Here is a 17,149-nt window from a genome sequence, read left to right on the forward strand (position 1 = left end):
TTTTTGGATTTCTTCATCTCATTCTGCCATTCTATCTGTTTTTGGGGTTTAGAATTTTTTCACCGAAGGGTATGCCGGATAAAAGTTTTACTTTGTTCGCAACCGAAACACTTAGCATGTCCTGAAACACATTCTCATAGAGCTCATCAGAGATACTGCTGACATCCATGAAACCGTCAATGATCAGCAGGGACAATCCGTGAAGCGATGACCAGATGGCAATAGCTCTGTTAAAACTGCTCTCCTTCTTTAACACCCCGCTTTGCTGCCCCTCTTCTATGGCAAGTTTCAAGGCGCCGAAACCGCTGCAGTCATCATCTTTTATACTGATGATACTTTCTCTGATTGCAGCGTACTTGTGTCCGAAAAGCAATCTGTAAAGATTCGGATTTTTCTTTGCAAAACCGATATACGCTTTTCCGCTTTCATGGAACCTCTCAATCAGAGGTCTGCTTTTTAGGCCCAATATAGGCGATATCGTGTCATCGAACTCTTCAAAGCCCTTTTCGATGACAGTTTCCATAAGCGCGTCTTTCGAACGGAAATGCCTATAGATTGCTGACCTTGAAGTACCGGTAGCATCAGACAATACTTTCAACGTCAGTTTTTCGACATCCTCTTCTGCAATAAAATCAAAAGCTGTCCGTAAAAACTCTTCTCTCAGATTTCCATGATGGTAGTCGTTTTTTATCATGAAAGTATTTTATCACAATACCCAATGTGAACAGTGTTTACATTTAAATTTTATTATGTTAACATTGTTCACATTTAAATTCTGGAGGTGGAAATATGAAAAACATACTACTAGTGTCGGTACTGAGTGTGGGCTTGTTTGCCCAAAGTTCTGCAGATATTGCCAGAAAGTCGTACGAAGCGATATCGGGATATGGAAGCAGTGTCTCTAAGACCACGATGATTCTCAAAAATGCGCAAGGCGTTGAGAATACCAGGAAACTGGAGATCAAAAAGCTGGAGACAGATGACGGGGATAGATCGCTGATAAGTTTTTTATACCCGCTTGATATTAAAAATACCAAACTGCTGAGTTTCGAACAGATAGGAGGAGACGACAGGCAGTGGCTCTACCTGCCTGCCCTTAAAAGGGTGAAACGGATCAGCGCAAGCAACCGATCCGGCTCTTTTATGGCGAGTGAGTTCAGCTACGAAGACATCGCCTCGCAAAACTATAAAAACTATACCTATGAGGGCGAAGCCCAAAAAATCAACAAAGACGGGCTCGAGTATTTTCAGATCACAAGAGTTCCAAAAGACAAAAACAGCGGGTACTCCAGACAGGTTGTCTACATCGATACCAAAAGTTACCTGGCAAGATTCGGAGAGTATTACGACAAGCAGAACAGACTGCTGAAAGAAGTGACCTTTTCAGAGTATCGAAAGCTTGACAATCTCTATCGCATCCAAAAGATCAACATGCACAATGTTCAGAGCGGCAAAAGCAGTCTGCTGATCTGGGATCAGGATGAGATCAAAGCGGGACTGAAGCCTTACGACTTTTCAAAAAGAGCACTTAAATGACAAGGGTTCTATTGATTTTGATGGTTGTGATATATGCACATGCCGCAGATTATAGATCCGATCTCTCTTTAGAGTATATAAACTACGATGAATTTTCTGATGAAGCCGTGCTTTCAGGCAATACAAAACTGACACTGCAGAATGATCTGTTTACGACGAACGTGTTGCTGGAGTACCTCTATAGCAGCGAGTATAAAGATAGAAGATACATTCTGCTCAATGAGTTCTATGTGAGCAAAGCGTATGAAGAGTACAGTTTTACGCTCGGAAAAGTGATCAGGTACTGGGGCGAATTAGAGGGGTTCAATATAGCTGACGTCTACAATCAAAAGAACTATCTGCTTGACCCCTTTGACAAGAGTGCCAAACTGGGTTCATGGGGCTTCTTCGTATCGAAATACTTTGATGAAAGCCGTTTGGAATTCGGTGTGAGGTTTTATGAAGAAGATCAAAAATATCCGTCTGTAGATGAACCATATTCCCCGTTTCTTCTGGATTATGACGACACCTTGCTCTTTAGCGATGGGCGCTACACCCCTACTCTGCATCTTATGTACAGTTTTACCGATGATACCGTTGCCGACAGCGAAACAAAGATCATCCTTCTTCATGGATACGACAACAAACGATATTTCAAGATGATCAGCCAAAACAGCCTCTCACAGTATGCCTACAGGGTCAACAAGGTGCTGTTGCTTTCAAACGTCGTCTATAAGAGTGCTATTTTCAAGTGTGAAGCGGGCTACACGGATGTGATCCGCGATGACGATATAAGTGACTATACCCAACTCTCTTTCGGGGCTGAAAACGGTTTTTATGACATTTTTGGTGCCGATATAAGTGTGTATGCCGAGTACTACCGTTATCTCTACAGACAGGAGAAAATAGAGAACGTTGATATATCCGAGATCTATGACAATGATATCTTTATAGCGTTTAGATTGGATCTTAACGATCCAAGCGGCAGTCAGCTCAAGGGCGGTGTTTTGTATGACATCAAGAGTGGTGAGCAAATTATTAAAGCCGAAGGCAGATCAAGGATTGTTGATAACCTCGTTCTGAATTGCGAATATTTACAGCCATTGCCTTCTGAAAACACTCTTCTGTCACAACTAGGTGAGACAAGAAGAGTTGTTCTTGGCTTGACCTATACATTTTAAAGGAGAGCAAGATGGATGGATACCTGCACTTTTTAGATCGGCAAAAATATAAGCTTTTAGTTTTAGCGACTCTCACTGTCGCCTTGTTGTCGATCTCTTTAAAAGATCTGGCATATGAGGGGAGCTACCGAATCTGGTTTGATAAAGAGTCAAAGATCATACACGATTATGAGCATTTCAGGACATCCTTCAGCGGCGATGACACATTCATCGTCGCTTTTAAAGATGAGGAGGGAATATTTTCCGAAAAGGCCGTCAATACTATTTTGACCTTAACGGAACAGTTCAAAAATATTGACGGTGTCAGAAAGGTCGACAGCCTGACAAATTATCAGTATATCCGCTCAGAAGATGATGAGATCATCGTAGAAGATTTCATAAGCACCCCGGAACACCTGCAAGAAAAAAAGCGGCTGGCTTTGCAGGACACGCTGATCCTGAACCAACTGATAAGCGGTGATGCCCTTACCACCATGATAGCTGTCAGGCTTTCCGATACAACGGGCGGAGATGAAGCGGTCAATATCTATGTGATGAAGAAGCTCGAAGAGATAACCGGCAGCGTTTCCAAGAAAAACGGCTATACATTCCATATCACCGGTGCCCCTGCGATCACCGCTTCGCTTGTGACTGTCTCACGCAGTGATGCCATGGTCCTTATGCCGCTTGCCGTTGTTATGGTATTGAGTATCTTATCGATCCTTTTTAGAAGTGTCGTCGGGGTGTTGGTTCCGTCAGTCGTAATCGTTTTTACTTTTTTGACCGTGCTCAGTATGCAGATGATACTGGGATACAAACTCAATAACTTTACAGTAAACATCCCCTCTTTTATTACGGCCATAGCTATTGCCGATTCCATGCACCTCTATCTTGCATGGGTCTATTACAAGATGAAAGAGATGGCCAACAGAGAGGCCGTCTCTATTGCGTTAAAAACGAATATTCTGCCGATAGCCTTGACATCTTTCACGACAGCCGCCGGATTTGCCTCACTGGGGTTAAGCGCCATTGAACCGATCTCGACCTTGGGTATTGCCATAACAACGGGGGCTGTTCTGGCGTTTGTTTTCAGTATCACCCTTGTTCCGGCTATTCTGCTGACCCTGAAAGATGATTATGCGGTCAAGCCGATAACATTTTTAAACCTGTTGAGCACAAAAGGCTACGGTGCTTTTGTCGTCAGACATGACAGAAAGATCATCTATGGTTTTGCCGTTGTACTCCTGACACTGGGTTTCGGCATAAGTTTTGTCAAAGTGGACAGCAACAGTATCAAGTTCTTTTCGTCCGATACCGTCGTGCGGAGCGGCAGCGACTTTATAGAGAAAAACCTGACCGGATCGATAGTCTATGAGATCATTTTGGATTCGAAAGAGAAAGAAGGTGTAAAAAACCCGGAGTTTTTGAACACGGTAGCAAGGTTTGAAAAAGCACTTAAGTCCAAATTTTCGAATGTACGGTTCAGCACCTCACTGAAAGATATTGTTGTCCGCATGCAAAAGGTACTAAACGAAGACTCCCCGAGCATTCTGCCACAAGAGCAGGAGTTGGTCGCGCAGTACCTGCTGCTGTACTCAATGAGCCTGCCTCAGGGGATGGAACTCAACGATAAGATCGACACGACAGAACGGTTTCTAAGACTCTCTATCCATACCGATATTGTGGATACGTCAAAAGATCTGCAAATGATAGCGTGGATAAAAAAGTGGTGGCTGAAAAACGGTCGGTACAGCGCTGATGTACAGGGGCAGACAGCTATTTTCGCCTACATGCAGTCGAGTGTAACCGATACGCTCTTGATCTCTATCTCCGTTACGCTTTTGATCGTGCTGTTGTGTATGCTGATCATTTTTAAAAACATCAAGATGCTCTGGCTTTTCATCCTGCCGAACATAGCACCCGTACTATTGGTAGCCGGCGTCATGGGGTATTTGGGGATAAATATAGATTTGGGCATAGCCATCTCGGCCGCTGTTATTCTGGGCATAGCTGTCGACGACACTATTCACTTTTTCAGCAAGTACCTGGATGCGATCAAAACTAAAAGTTTTGAAGAGAGCATCGATTACGTCATCAGTCACAGCGGCAACGCAATGATTTTGACCACCTTTATCTTATCGTTGACATTTGCCCTCTTCGGTGTCAGCAGCTTTATTCCGAACGTCAATTTTTCAATCGTGACGGTCAGCGCTTTAAATATTGCGCTGTTGTTGGACCTGTTGTTGTTGCCTGCGTTGTTGAGTCTGTTTTACAGAAAGGGTGTTTAAGGTTGTTAACTTCAATCAAAGATCTTTTTATATCTGTCAATTTTTTTGCAGTCTGTATACAGTGCGCGGATTATTCGACCTCGGTGACAGCAACCATATAGTTTTTGCCGTAGAATTTCGCACACTTCGGGCATGTCGTGTAGAAGAAGTACGTTTTCTTGGCCTCTTTCCCCCGGCTTTTGACAAAGATCTCCATCTCTTTTTCGAACTTCGGAGCATCTTTGTAGGGCCCTTCAAAGACCTTTGTCAGAAAATCGCCGTTCATCTTTACCATCTCCTGCCCCGGCACTGCTTTGGTGACGGCGAAATAGTGTTCGCCCCGCCAGGCAGAGGGGTCATAGGAGAGGACAATAAACTGTTCCATCTCCTGCGCCTCTGCTTTTTCTATGGCTTCAAAGGTTTTTGGGAAAACAGAGCCCATGTTCAGCGGGATGTGGAAGAGACTTCGGGTTGTCGCCTTGAGAAAAAGTTTGTCTTTAAAGTGCAGCTCCTGTTCATCCCACCCTTCAGGCTTGAACCTTGGGCAGCAGTTTGTAGGGTTGTCGCTCATATCGTATCTGGGTAAAGCATTGGTCTCCATCTTTTCTCTCCTTCTCTTTATAAAGCCTATTCAGCCACTCTATATTATAGGCCAAAAGCCCATTGCATTCAATCAAATATTTTTTTGTACCCGTGGCAGTAAGGCAGTTTCCCGTGACGTTCGTAATAATCCTGGTGATACCCCTCTGCCTTGTAGAAGGTCTCGGCCTTGCGGATCGCTGTCGCCACCTTGTAGCCCTTCTTCGTCAAAATAGAGACCAGTTTCTCGGCAACCGCCTTCTCATCCGCATCGCTGTAAAAAATGACAGATAGGTACTGCTCGCCGATATCGGGGCCCTGCCCGTCGGTCTGCGTAAAGTCGTGGATCTCGAAGAAATTTTTGGCAAGGGTCTCGTAGCTGATCTTTTTCGGATCATAGATCACCTCTACCGTCTCTAGATGGCCGGTCTTTTTGAAGACGACATCCCGGTAGGAGGGGTTCGCAAGATGCCCGCCCATAAACCCGGAGACCACATCGTTAACACCGGGCAGTTTCTCCATGTAGTACTCAACGCCCCAAAAGCAGCCGCCCGCAAAATAGGCCTTCTGGAGTCCTTCTTTATCCTCTGCATGCAGCAGCAGTGACGTTGCCAATGTCAATAATATCAAGAGTATCTTTCCCATTCTTCATCCTTTTGTCATATCACTATATCTTACCCTATTGTAGGATGAAGAGACGAATGGAAAATTAACCGTATTTTTATGCCTCAAACATATCTCTATTAGGCTAAAATTCGTTTATGAAAAAATCCATTTTAATTACAGGCTGTTCCAGCGGCATCGGCTATGCGGCAGCACACTTTCTGCATAACAACGGCTACGAGGTTTTTGCCACGGCACGTAAAGCGGATGATGTCAAAACACTCCGTGAGGAGGGGTTCAACGCCTTTCAACTCGATGTGACCGACACCGCTTCCATCGACAGCGCCCTGGCCGCCGTCTTGGAGCAGACGGGCGGCACGCTCTATGCCCTTTTCAACAATGCCGGCTACGGGCAGCCCGGCGCCCTGGAGGATGTACCGGCAGAGGCCCTTCGCGAACAGTTTGAGACCAATGTCATCGGTCTGCATGAGATGACAAGACGCATCATCCCTGTGATGCGGCAACAGGGCTACGGGCGCATTATTCAGCACTCCTCCGTACTCGGCCTCATCTCACTGCGTTTTCGCGGTGCCTATAATGCCAGCAAATATGCCATTGAAGGGCTTTGCGATACCCTCCGGCTGGAACTTGACGATACCGACATCCATGTCGTCACGCTTAACACGGGTCCTATCCACTCCAGGTTCCGCGACAATGCGACCGAGAAGTTTCTGCACTATGTCGACATCGACAAGAGCTGTTTTGCTAAAGAGTACCATGAAGAGGTCCTGGCACGCAAAGCGAAAAAAAGCGAGAACGACCCCTTTACCAAAGAGCCTATCGAGGTCATCAGAAAAGTGGTTCTGGCGCTTGAAAAGCCTCAACCGAAGCCGCGCTACTATATTACCGCGGCAACACACCTTTTAGGCACGTTCAAACGTTTACTGCCGACATCGTGGCTCGACAAAATCCTGTTGAAGGTCTAAATGATGAACGCCCTGTTAAACCATGAAGTATCTGCCCCTAAAGTACGTCAGATCAGTGACAAGATATTCGCCGAAGCGTTTCTCTTTGACCTTGATATCGCAGCGCCCCTGCTCCCTTCACCCTATGCGGAATTCCCGTTTCTGGTCATCGAGGGGTTTATGGATGAGTTAAGCTGTAAAGCGATACTCGATGCAGCGCAAAAAGCTAAAAATGCCAAACATGCCGCGCTGCTGAGCAGAAGGAAAAAGTTAAATCAGAAGATTCGAAAGACGAAGATCCTCACCCTCTCTCCCGCACATAAAAAGCTCTATACCCAGTCTTTCAACCGGGCCCGTCCGCAGATAGAACACTTCTTTTCACTCTCACTGACAACATCAACAGATGTGCAGGTACTCGAATACACCCCCGGCTCTTTCTACAAAGCGCATGCAGACGACTCAAACATGCTGGTCGATCCTGACGGAAAGGTTGTGGGTTTTAAACAGGTCGCGCCGCAGAGAAAGATCAGCAGCGTACTGTTTACAAGCGAACACAGTGACGATGTTCATACTCCCTACCAGTTCAGCGGCGGCGAGCTGACATTCAACTATTTTAAAGACAAAGAAAACAATACGGTTATGTTTAGACCGAAGATGGGGACGCTGATCGTCTTTGCTAGCAACCCTATCTATACCCATGAAGTCAAAACAGTCACCGAGGGCTATCGGCTTACGCTGGTACAGTGGCATGATGCACTGCTCTAAAGGCGGGGTCAGTCTTTTTTGACCTGGTGGTGAAAGTCGTGTTTTATCAGATTTTTGATGATCGTATTTTCCTGAGGTGTGATCCTCTCGCTCTCTTTCATCGCACGCAGGATATGGTGCACCTCATTGACAGTGATGCCGTAGGGGTCTTTCTTCTCGATCTTCACCCGTTCATCATCCAATATATGGACCATATCGATATTACGTCTGCTGTGCTGTAAAAAGTAGATCAGCCCCAATTCGCCCGTATGCTCTTTCTCCAACGCAACGACCACGCGTTTGGGAATCTCCCGTGTTACAGCAGGTGCTATCTTCTTGAAATCCCCCGCACTCATATAACCGATATAAAACTTTGTAAAGAGATCGATCTTGCGCACGACATCGCTTTTGTTCAAAAAGTTCATGTCCAGACAGACATTTTTAGCACTGCGGGAACGTTTCAGCAGCCATGTCAGGGTATTGTAGTATTTAAAAGGACGGATCTCAAGCTTGTCGGTCCCTATAACACGCTTGTCATTGACCTTACGGTAGGGTTTGCGCTTGGTGTTTTTCATGTCACTGAGCCAACTGAGAATATCTTTGGCGGTAAAAGGCTTTGTGATCCAGACGGTACAAAAGTCCTGCAGCTGCTTGGTCCCCGTCACCCCCTCGTTAAGGATCAGGAGTGCTTTGACCTTGTAATGCGGGAATATCGTCTCCAGTAGCGCTTTCTTCTTGCGCAGACGGCGTTTCAGGTTGGTCACCGATTTGGTCAGGGTCATCTCGACCATATAGAGCGTATTGTCTTTGGTGATGAAAAGCGCATCGAACTCGCCGATCTCATTGCGGTTTGTGCGGTAGACGATCTGACCTTTTGCATTGACCGAGAGCGTGTTTGAGAGCGAGTGTGTCTTGGGGGCGTTGGGTCCCTTTGAGATAAACTTGGCGATATCATCCTGGGTAACAGCCCAGCGCAGAAGTCGCTCATAAATAAAGTTTTCAAACGCTTCGCCCTCAAAAGAGCGGTATGAGCTTATGTATTGCGGTTCGTCTTCAGCCATTCCCTTTTTTTGAAGGGAGAGAAGATGTTTGATACCGTACTGATAATAGAGAAGATTATCGTGAATATCGTCTTTTTCGAGATTGTATATCTCGTCTGGCATGCTAAAAATAGGGAACTCCTGAGGGACACTCTACATGCCCTGTTTTAACTCACCTCTTGAGTAAGCCAACTAATAATACAGATTTGTTACTGAAATCTTGATATTAATGTGAAATATCAACCCGTTTTTCTCTGTAAAATGCCATAATCACAGAATGAAAAAAACGGAACAAAAACCATTCGACCATCAAAAAGCCCGGCAAGAGGCAACAAGCTGGTTTGACGACCACTATAAAGAGGCCAACAAAGAGCTGAGTGCTGTTGCCTGGGCAAAGGGCAGAACCAACCCTCTGCTTCAGGAGTATCTGGAGACCTCTTATCCCGTCCCTTCGAAAGCGATCGTGATAGGATGCGGACTTGGCGATGATGCCAACGCCCTCTATGAGGCCGGCTTTGACGTCACGGCCATCGACATCTCGCCTGAAGCGATCAAATGGGCCAAAGAGCGTTTCGGTGAGACCACAATCGATTTCAGAGTAGCCGATCTTTTCGACCTTCCGCAGGAACTGCTCGGCAAGTTCGACTTTGTATTCGAAGCCTTTACCATTCAGGCCCTGCCCCTCTCGCTTCGCGACAGTGTCATCACGGCTATCGCTTCGCTTATGGCACCCTATGCGAAAGTCCTCGCCGTCTGTAATGCCAAACGCGACGACGAGTACTTTGACGGACCGCCGTGGCCGCTGACGACCAACGAACTGCGCCTCTTTACCATGAAAGAGTGCAAAGAACTCGAATTCAGCATCTACGAAGAACAGTCGCACCTCTCCTCACTCAAGGTACGTGCTGTTTTTCAAAAAGAAAACTAGGAAAAGTATGATCTATTATCCCTACGAACAATTTGTAAACGATGTCAAAGCCCTTGTCAAACTGACAGAGAGCTATCAACCCGACACCCTGATCGCTATTGCCCGAGGCGGTCTCACGCTCGGCCATGCCTATGCCAGTGCCACCGGGAACCGTCAGCTCTTGACAGTCAACTCGATACTTTACGAAGGCGACCAACGCGGTACAAGCTGCGAGATCTTCAATGTCCCCGAACTGCAGCATGCAAACAAAGTACTGCTGCTCGACGACATCGTTGACAGCGGACAGACCATCAAAGAGGTACTCGAACATCTTCAGGCCAGCTTTCCCAATGTCATATTCAAGATCGCGTCGATCTACTATAAAAAAAGCGCGACCATCCAGCCCGATTTTGCACTCCATGAAGCCGATGACTGGATCGAATTTTTTTGGGAAAAAGATTTTTTAGCTGATTGAGCTAACTCTTTTTACCTTATGTGCTTCACACAATCCCACCAGACCTACACCATGAAAAAAGTTGTGATTATCGGTGCGGGGCTCAGCGGCATCTACGCGGCCTCCCTCCTTCAAAAAAACTACGACGTCACGGTCCTGGAAGCACGGGAGCGGATCGGCGGCCGTGTCTTGACCGTTGACGGTTTTGACATGGGCCCTTCCTGGGTCTGGCAGCATCAAAAACAGATTCTGTCATGCGTTCTGGAAAACGGTCTTGAACTTTTTGGCCAATACGGCGAAGGGGATGCCCTCTATGACGCACCGCAAGGTGTTGAACGGTTCACACCGCCGCCATCGCCTCCATCAGGCCGCATTAAAGGCGGTGTCATCGCACTTCTCGAGGCCTTGAAGAGAAAGTTGATATCTGACACTATCAAACTGAATTCTGCGGTTATCGGCATCGAAAGCGGTGCAGATCACCTGCTTGTGAAGACGGAGAATCAGACGTATCAGGCAGACCTCGTCATAAACACCCTGCCGCCGCGTCTTGCGATGGAAAGCATAAGCTATTCACCCGAATTGCCGACCAAACTAACACAGAAACTCTCTGCTATTCCGACCTGGATGGGCTACGCCGCAAAGTGTACCGTCGTGTTTGAAGAGGCCTTTTGGCGCAAAAAGGGGCTGAGCGGTTTTGCCTTCAGTCCGGTCGGACCCTTGGGCGAGATCCATGATGCCTGTACGCAAACAGGTGCCGCGCTCTTCGGTTTTTTTAACACCAATGCAGCCGACAAGAGCGAGCAGGCCGTCAGGAGACAGATGCGAAGACTCTTCGGGGATGATGCGCAGAAGATAACGAAGATCTACATTACGGACTGGAGCCAAGAGCGCTATACCTCCGTCATCTCTGACCGTCGACCGCTTTCGGCCCACCCCGACTACGGGCATGACACCCGTTGCTATGACGACAGACTCATCTTTTTGGGGACGGAGTCCTCTTTTGAGGAAGGCGGGTATCTTGAAGGCGCACTGCGCTGCGTCGAACGCGAAGTCGGACGGTTGGCAAAGAGAGTGTAGCTAAACGTTTTTGGCAGCAATAGACTATTGAGTATTTTATATAGTCTGTTTCCACATAGCGTCTGCTTTTCTTTGTATCTGTTTAATGATTTGCTTTTATCTGCGGTGCTAATGAAGCTTTGCTATAATTTCGAACACAAGGAAACGCATGCAGATCGACAACAGCACAAACATTATTAACGGACTTTTCCAGATCCCTGATGAGGGGAGTTTTATAAAAAAACTGATCCTCTCGCGCCCGACGGTCTTTAACCCGGACGTCGTCCTCGCTTTCAAGGTTTTGCAGGAGAACTACCCTTCGCTTGAGCTGATCCAGAAAGCGCACTATTTTGCCCTCCTGCTGCCGACAGTCTCACCCGGCGTCACGCTTGAAGCGATGCTGATCACCACCGAAGAAGAGGGTGAGCGCTATTTCAGTCTCTATCACCGCCTCCATTTTGACCAAACGATGTACCCGGGTATGAATATCATCGAATCGGACGCCTTTTTACGCATGGCCGCCGTGGTCACCAACGTCCCGATCAATGACCGGATCGAAGGGCTGGCCAGTCTGCTTAACTACCAGATCAAAGAGGCGCTCAATATCGAGATCACCATGCTCAGCCTCGCCGATGCCAACCCGCAGGTCGTCGAGGAGAACGTGCTTCCCTATGTGATGAACACTATCGCACGCTATATGCTGGCCGCAAAACTCGATGACACGGACTACATACGCCCGATGAGCAGAGACGAACTGAGCAGTCTTATCGCACGGTGGTGTGACCTGCCGCTGCTTGTCACGGCAACAGGCGTTGAAAAGCTTGAGGCGTGGGAGGAGGATGTCATCAAATCGGAAAATGCCTTTATACCCGAATTCGCCTCATCCACGACCTGTCTGATGTTTCTCTACCTTGAACAGAAGACCTCTTCCGCCCTCCTCGACAAAGGCGGCTTCAAGCTAGTAAAAGAGTTCCTGCTGGACAAGGCAAACCTCTACCATCTCAAAACGATCACAGGAGCGGGCGAAACACTGGGGAACTTCAGACAGCTGGATGATTCGATAGAAGAAGAGGACGTCGACTTTTCGATCTTCGATCCGAATTCGTAAAAAGAAAAAAGAAAAAAGAAAAAAGAAAAAAGAAAAAAGAAAAAAGAAAAAAGAAAAAAGAAGGTGGCGATAGCTCACCTTCCAACAAACTGAACTTACAAAAGTTTCAGATTAGGTGTAGATTGTGTTTAACTCAGACCGATAGCGCACTGCTGTGCGTAGAGAGTCTGAGTTGGACGCAAGATGCGCCGAAGCTGGAACTTTTATTTATTTGTGGTTGTCGACTGTGGGAGGAACGATGTCGCCGCTGGCCTGCATGCTCAAGGCCTCGGGATGTGCCTTGTAGTGCGCGCGCACCACCTTTGCAAGACGCTGCTTCGCAGCATCGTCGACCAAAACCCTGCCCTCGCCTTCGAGCGCATCAACAAGCCCCTGCACCAGTTTCTCCTGCGGCGGCGGGACCAGCGCTTTCCACGACGCGAGCAGCGACTTATCCACATAGCGGGGGATCGAGCCCATAATGCCCACATCGTTTTGGTCATGAACCAGAAGCCCCGACGTTGTCCCTCTGTCAAGTGTCAGGACCTGAAAAAGATAGAGGGTATGGTAGGCAAGCTGCTTTTCAAAATCCTCTTTAGCCGGTTTCGGGTTTTCTGCAAGCGCTTTGCGTACAATGTCGATATAGCAATCCACCATCTTCTCACCGAAATGTCTGGCCAGCGCTTTGTCCGCCGCCGCATCGCCGCTGGAAAAACTTTCCAGATAGAAGTGCGACACGCCGCGGTGACGTCCAAGCGCCGGTATGTTGAAATAGCGGTCCCCCTGGGCAGCACCCGCTTCGAACTGTTCCGGCGCCGCCGTTTTCAGACACGCCGTAAACTGCTGCGTCGCGCTTTTGATCTCAATAGCGGGGTTAAGGTCGGCCATGACACGCCAGTAACCTTTGCCGCTCTTCATCTCCGTCCAGCTGATGTGCATGTGGATAGAGGGCACCAGGGGGTTGAAGGGGTGAATGATCGTCGAAAGGGCCGTAGCTGAACCCAGCTTTTTCTCGGCGTCGTCATCGTAATGGACCTGTGAGACGTTGACTGAGCCGCGGTTAAACAGGCTGTCGTCCGTTGCCATATATCGCAGACCGCCGCCGTGGCGTCCCCCGTCTCTGAACCACTCAACGGCGTCAAATGCCTTGTCATCACCGAACTCCCTGCTCAGCGCGTTCAGACGCTCCACAAAGTAAAGCTGCAGATGTTCAACTATGGCATTGGCCTCTTTGGCCGTTGCCGAAGCGGCTGATGTACGATTCATATCTCTCCTTTATGATCCAAAACGGTTGCGTTTGGTCTGCTTGACCTTTTTAGGCGCAGCAGCCGCACTTTTGGGTTTCTCTTTCTTGGGGGTATGCTTGCGGATCGAAGCGCTTTTGCGTCGGTCACGCTGGTTGTGCTGCTCTGAACGGTCGGGGATACGTTCGGTAAATTCATACCCTTTCGTCTTGATCTCGGTCATCTTAAGCCCGATAAGCTTCTCTATCTCAAGAAGGTAGGCAACATCATAGGCAGAGACAAGCGATATCGCCAGCCCTTTTTTTCCGGCCCTCCCCGTCCGGCCGATACGGTGGACATAGTCTTCGGCCACGCTCGGAAGCTCGTAGTTGATGACATAGTCCATATCTTTGATATCGAGCCCGCGTCCCGCCACATCGGTTGCGACCAGGACCCTGAACTTGCCCTCTTTGAACTGCTTGAGCGCCTTGGTGCGCTTTGCCTGTGTGATGTCACCGTGTATCGCCGTTGCCGGTAGTCCCGCTGCCGTCAACTCCTCTGCGAGCTTGTCCGTCACATCTTTGGTACGGGTGAAGACAATGACCTGATTGTAGTTGTTGGCCCCGATCATGTAAGCCAGGAGGTCGCTCTTGTCGGCACTGTTGACAAAATGGACCTTCTGCTCGACCGTGTCGGCCGTTTTGTTCTGGCGCGCGACCTCTATGATCTTGGGTTTTCTCAGCAGCGATTTCCCGAGATTGACCACTTTGGGTGTGAACGTTGCCGAAAACATAAAGGTCTGCCGCCCTTTGGGCGTCAGTTCGGCGATCGCTCTGATCTCGTTGATAAAGCCCATATCGAGCATCCGGTCCGCTTCATCCAGCACCATATAGTTGATGTTGGCGAGTCTGACGCTCTCTTTTTGTATGTGCTCTGCCAAACGCCCCGGTGTTGCGATGATGATATCCACACCGCGTTCAAGCTGCTCGGTCTCGGTCGAGATCTTCTTACCGCCGTAAAGCTTGACGGACTTGAAAGGTAGCCCTTTGCCGTACGCGTCTACGCTCTCACCCACCTGCATCGCCAGTTCACGCGTCGGTACCAGGATCAGCGCACGCAGCAGATGCGTACCTGCATTTTTCTTGTCCTGGGAGAGACGCTGCAGCATCGGTAGGACGAAAGCAGCCGTCTTGCCCGTGCCCGTCTGTGCGCTCACCAGAATATCTTTTTTGTCCAATGCTACCGGAATGGCCTGGGACTGTACGGCGGTCGGCTTTTCGTAACCCTGTGCTTTCACCGCGTCTAAAATGTTACTGTTCAAGCCAAGTGTATCAAAGCTCATCATATCTCCTCAAATCACTGCCTCGGTAGCGTTTAATAGCGCAATTATAGCTAAACAGAGGACTAATCATTAAATCGTTATAATCATACACTTTATATCCAAGGCGCTGTCACTTATGATCAGTTTTTATCTTTTTCTCGGCTTTGAAAAATTATTGATGCTGCTGCCCCACTCCTGGCGCAAAGCACTCTTTCTCGGACTTGCAAGAGTCGCTTTTCACATCGACAGAAAGCATCGCCGCATCATCAGACAGAACATGCGGTTTGTCTACGGTGATGATGTTGATAAGACATTCGTCAACGAGGTGGGATTGTATGGCTTTCAAAGCCTGGCCCTCAATTTTCTCTATACCATCGAGGGGCGCTATATCACCCTTGAGGAGCTGAGAAAAAAAGTCACATTTGAAAATATCGAGTACGTTGAGAAAGCCCAGGCCGAAGGACGGCCAATTGTCTTTGTGACGGCCCATTACGGGGAGTGGGAACTGATCGGCAGTGCCACAAGCGCCTTTCTCGAACCCATCATGATCATCTACAAGGAGATGGCCAATCCCGATTTCCAGGAGTACCTTTTAGGCTCACGCGCGAAATTCCGAATGAGTTATGCCGAGCGCCACGGTGCGCTTAAAGCGCTTGTCAAACAGATGCGTGCGAAAAAATCGACCGCCCTGCTTATCGACACCAATATTCGCAAGCGTGACGGCACCATCGTCGACTTTTTGGGCAAGCCGACCCGCCAGATCACGACACCGGCCTTTTTGGGACGGAAGTTCAATGCTGCTTTGATCCCGGGGATAGCCTACACGGACGATCATGAGCACTACACCATCAAGTTCTTTCCGGAGATAGAGATGCAGAAGACGGAAGATGAAAAAGCGGACATCAATGACGCGACCCAGAAGATGACGGATTGGCTGACAGAGGTCATCTACGATGATCCCAAATACTGGTTTTGGATGCACCGGCGCTGGAAGACGGATTATCCGGAGATCTACCGAAGTAAAGATTGATACGGGAGAGCAACGTATCGCGCCGTTTGTTTATGAAAACCTTCTATAATGCGAACAGACAGATAAGCAAAAGGATCTATTATGAAACGCATTGTATTATCTTTTCTACTATTGCTGGGGGCCCTGATATCCCATGCAGATGAAGGAAAAACATTGAAAGAACTCCCTATCGAATACAACACCCTCACCCCTGAAGAAGAGTATATCATCCTGCGCAAAGGGACCGAACGTCCTTTCGGCGAGAACTACGAGAAGTTTAAAAACGAAGGGGCCGGCACCTACGTCTGCCGCCGATGCAATACCCCGCTCTACACCTCCAAGGAAAAGTTCGATTCCCACTGCGGCTGGCCGAGTTTTGACGACGAGATCCCGGGAGCGGTCAAGCGCGTTCCCGATGCCGACGGACGCCGTGTCGAGATCGTCTGCAGCAACTGCGGCGGCCACCTGGGGCATGTCTTTGTCGGCGAGCATATGACACCCAAGAACACGCGCCACTGCGTCAACTACACCTCGATCAAGTTTATTCCGGCAACATAGGCGCCGCGCCTAAACCCGGGTTGTCTATAATTTTCAAAAGGATTATAGAGGGCCTGTTCCACCTCTCCGCTTTAGCCTTCAGCAACGGCAAAACAATCGTCATGCTTCTCTTTACATTTCGATCCAGGCATAGATGTTTATGCCCGACAGTGGCCCGTAAATCAAATGCTTAACTTTGAAAAAGAGATGGCGGCTATACTCAGATATAAGCGTCAGATGAGAAGAAGCGAGTATAATTGCGTATGACAAAACAAGAACTTCTCCAACACGCCAACACAGATGAGATTACCCGTATTATCACCAAACAGTGGTCCGGACTCAATGATGAGGAAAACCGAGAGTACTGCCTGGAAGAGATCTATGCCTCTCTGGCCGAAACCGCACCCCTGCCGGAGAGCTTCCATCTCTCAAGCAATGATGAAAAAGCACAGTATGAGATCGATATCGACATGCTGTTAATAACAATAGAGTGGGACGATATCGGCAATCTCATTTTTGACGACGGCGACAACGAAGCGCACTTCTGGTCGCAGGTCGGCGATAAGAACGAAAAGAGGAACAGAAAGATCTACCGATCCCTTTTTCCATAACAGATTACGGTAGTAAAATCAAATCAGGGTATCGGTAGTCAGAAAGAGAGCTGCACTTCGGTGCGGCTCTT

The 17,149-nt window shown here is 48.2% G+C and carries 18 protein-coding genes; 12 read left to right on the forward strand and 6 right to left on the reverse strand.

Annotated features, from left to right (window positions below):
• Positions 1-31: 31 nt before the first annotated feature.
• Complete coding sequence (locus tag WCY20_RS07945; RefSeq protein WP_345974155.1) at positions 32-694, reverse strand: TetR/AcrR family transcriptional regulator; 663 nt, start codon at positions 692-694, stop codon at positions 32-34.
• Between the two features lie 95 nt (positions 695-789).
• On the opposite strand from WCY20_RS07945, the gene WCY20_RS07950 reads away from it, so the two are divergent.
• From WCY20_RS07950 to WCY20_RS07960, 3 genes are read left to right on the forward strand one after another with little or no spacing between them, the layout of a single operon-like run.
• A complete protein-coding gene (locus WCY20_RS07950; protein WP_345974156.1) occupies positions 790-1,536 on the forward strand; it encodes an outer membrane lipoprotein-sorting protein in 747 nt (248 codons plus the stop codon).
• 17 nt (positions 1,537-1,553) lie between these two features.
• Positions 1,554-2,696, forward strand: a complete 1,143-nt coding sequence (locus WCY20_RS07955; protein WP_345974157.1) for a hypothetical protein — start codon at positions 1,554-1,556, stop codon at positions 2,694-2,696.
• 11 nt (positions 2,697-2,707) lie between these two features.
• Entirely contained in the window at positions 2,708-4,963 is a 2,256-nt protein-coding gene (locus tag WCY20_RS07960) for an MMPL family transporter (RefSeq protein WP_345974159.1), read from the forward strand.
• Between the two features lie 70 nt (positions 4,964-5,033).
• On the opposite strand, the gene WCY20_RS07965 is transcribed toward WCY20_RS07960, so the two are convergent.
• Both WCY20_RS07965 and msrA read right to left on the reverse strand, forming a co-directional pair.
• Positions 5,034-5,543, reverse strand: coding sequence for a hydrolase (locus tag WCY20_RS07965; RefSeq protein WP_345974160.1), 510 nt, complete (start codon positions 5,541-5,543; stop codon positions 5,034-5,036).
• Between the two features lie 68 nt (positions 5,544-5,611).
• The gene (gene msrA, locus WCY20_RS07970) at positions 5,612-6,166 is read right to left on the reverse strand and encodes a peptide-methionine (S)-S-oxide reductase MsrA (protein WP_345974162.1); all 555 of its coding nucleotides are present in this window, start codon (positions 6,164-6,166) and stop codon (positions 5,612-5,614) included.
• A gap of 116 nt (positions 6,167-6,282) precedes the next feature.
• Here msrA and WCY20_RS07975 point away from each other — a divergent pair, with 116 nt between their 5' ends.
• Both WCY20_RS07975 and WCY20_RS07980 read left to right on the forward strand, forming a co-directional pair.
• Positions 6,283-7,110 carry an SDR family NAD(P)-dependent oxidoreductase gene (locus WCY20_RS07975; protein ID WP_345974164.1) on the forward strand — a complete coding sequence of 276 codons (828 nt, stop codon included), beginning with the start codon at positions 6,283-6,285 and terminating at the stop codon, positions 7,108-7,110.
• A 3-nt stretch (positions 7,111-7,113) separates the two neighbouring features.
• Complete coding sequence (locus tag WCY20_RS07980; RefSeq protein WP_345974166.1) at positions 7,114-7,854, forward strand: 2OG-Fe(II) oxygenase; 741 nt, start codon at positions 7,114-7,116, stop codon at positions 7,852-7,854.
• A gap of 8 nt (positions 7,855-7,862) precedes the next feature.
• Here WCY20_RS07980 and WCY20_RS07985 read toward each other — a convergent pair whose 3' ends face one another.
• A complete protein-coding gene (locus WCY20_RS07985; protein ID WP_345974168.1) occupies positions 7,863-8,996 on the reverse strand; it encodes a hypothetical protein in 1,134 nt (377 codons plus the stop codon).
• A gap of 154 nt (positions 8,997-9,150) precedes the next feature.
• On the opposite strand from WCY20_RS07985, the gene WCY20_RS07990 reads away from it, so the two are divergent.
• The 4 genes from WCY20_RS07990 to WCY20_RS08005 all read left to right on the forward strand — a co-directional run bounded on the left by WCY20_RS07990 (position 9,151) and on the right by WCY20_RS08005 (position 12,398).
• A complete protein-coding gene (locus WCY20_RS07990) occupies positions 9,151-9,801 on the forward strand; it encodes a class I SAM-dependent methyltransferase (protein WP_345974169.1) in 651 nt (216 codons plus the stop codon).
• Positions 9,802-9,808: 7 nt separating this feature from the next.
• Positions 9,809-10,255 (forward strand): phosphoribosyltransferase family protein, encoded by a 447-nt coding sequence (locus tag WCY20_RS07995; protein ID WP_345974171.1) that lies wholly within the window; start codon positions 9,809-9,811, stop codon positions 10,253-10,255.
• Between the two features lie 51 nt (positions 10,256-10,306).
• Positions 10,307-11,311 (forward strand): FAD-dependent oxidoreductase, encoded by a 1,005-nt coding sequence (locus WCY20_RS08000; protein WP_345974172.1) that lies wholly within the window; start codon positions 10,307-10,309, stop codon positions 11,309-11,311.
• Positions 11,312-11,459: 148 nt separating this feature from the next.
• Positions 11,460-12,398 carry a hypothetical protein gene (locus WCY20_RS08005; protein WP_345974174.1) on the forward strand — a complete coding sequence of 313 codons (939 nt, stop codon included), beginning with the start codon at positions 11,460-11,462 and terminating at the stop codon, positions 12,396-12,398.
• Between the two features lie 207 nt (positions 12,399-12,605).
• Here WCY20_RS08005 and WCY20_RS08010 read toward each other — a convergent pair whose 3' ends face one another.
• Both WCY20_RS08010 and WCY20_RS08015 read right to left on the reverse strand, forming a co-directional pair.
• Positions 12,606-13,643 carry a coproporphyrinogen III oxidase gene (locus WCY20_RS08010; protein ID WP_345974176.1) on the reverse strand — a complete coding sequence of 346 codons (1,038 nt, stop codon included), beginning with the start codon at positions 13,641-13,643 and terminating at the stop codon, positions 12,606-12,608.
• 9 nt (positions 13,644-13,652) lie between these two features.
• Complete coding sequence (locus tag WCY20_RS08015; protein WP_345974177.1) at positions 13,653-14,942, reverse strand: DEAD/DEAH box helicase; 1,290 nt, start codon at positions 14,940-14,942, stop codon at positions 13,653-13,655.
• Between the two features lie 115 nt (positions 14,943-15,057).
• Between WCY20_RS08015 and WCY20_RS08020 the strand changes: the two genes are divergently transcribed.
• From WCY20_RS08020 to WCY20_RS08030, 3 genes are all read left to right on the forward strand, one after another.
• Positions 15,058-15,951 carry a lipid A biosynthesis lauroyl acyltransferase gene (locus tag WCY20_RS08020; RefSeq protein WP_345974178.1) on the forward strand — a complete coding sequence of 298 codons (894 nt, stop codon included), beginning with the start codon at positions 15,058-15,060 and terminating at the stop codon, positions 15,949-15,951.
• Positions 15,952-16,119: 168 nt separating this feature from the next.
• Positions 16,120-16,488 (forward strand): methionine-R-sulfoxide reductase, encoded by a 369-nt coding sequence (locus WCY20_RS08025; protein ID WP_345978237.1) that lies wholly within the window; start codon positions 16,120-16,122, stop codon positions 16,486-16,488.
• A 242-nt stretch (positions 16,489-16,730) separates the two neighbouring features.
• Positions 16,731-17,078 (forward strand): hypothetical protein, encoded by a 348-nt coding sequence (locus WCY20_RS08030; protein ID WP_345974180.1) that lies wholly within the window; start codon positions 16,731-16,733, stop codon positions 17,076-17,078.
• The last annotated feature ends 71 nt before the right edge of the window (positions 17,079-17,149 follow it).

Source organism: Sulfurimonas sp. HSL3-7 (assembly GCF_039645985.1).
GTDB classification, from domain to species: domain Bacteria; phylum Campylobacterota; class Campylobacteria; order Campylobacterales; family Sulfurimonadaceae; genus Sulfonitrofixus; species Sulfonitrofixus jiaomeiensis.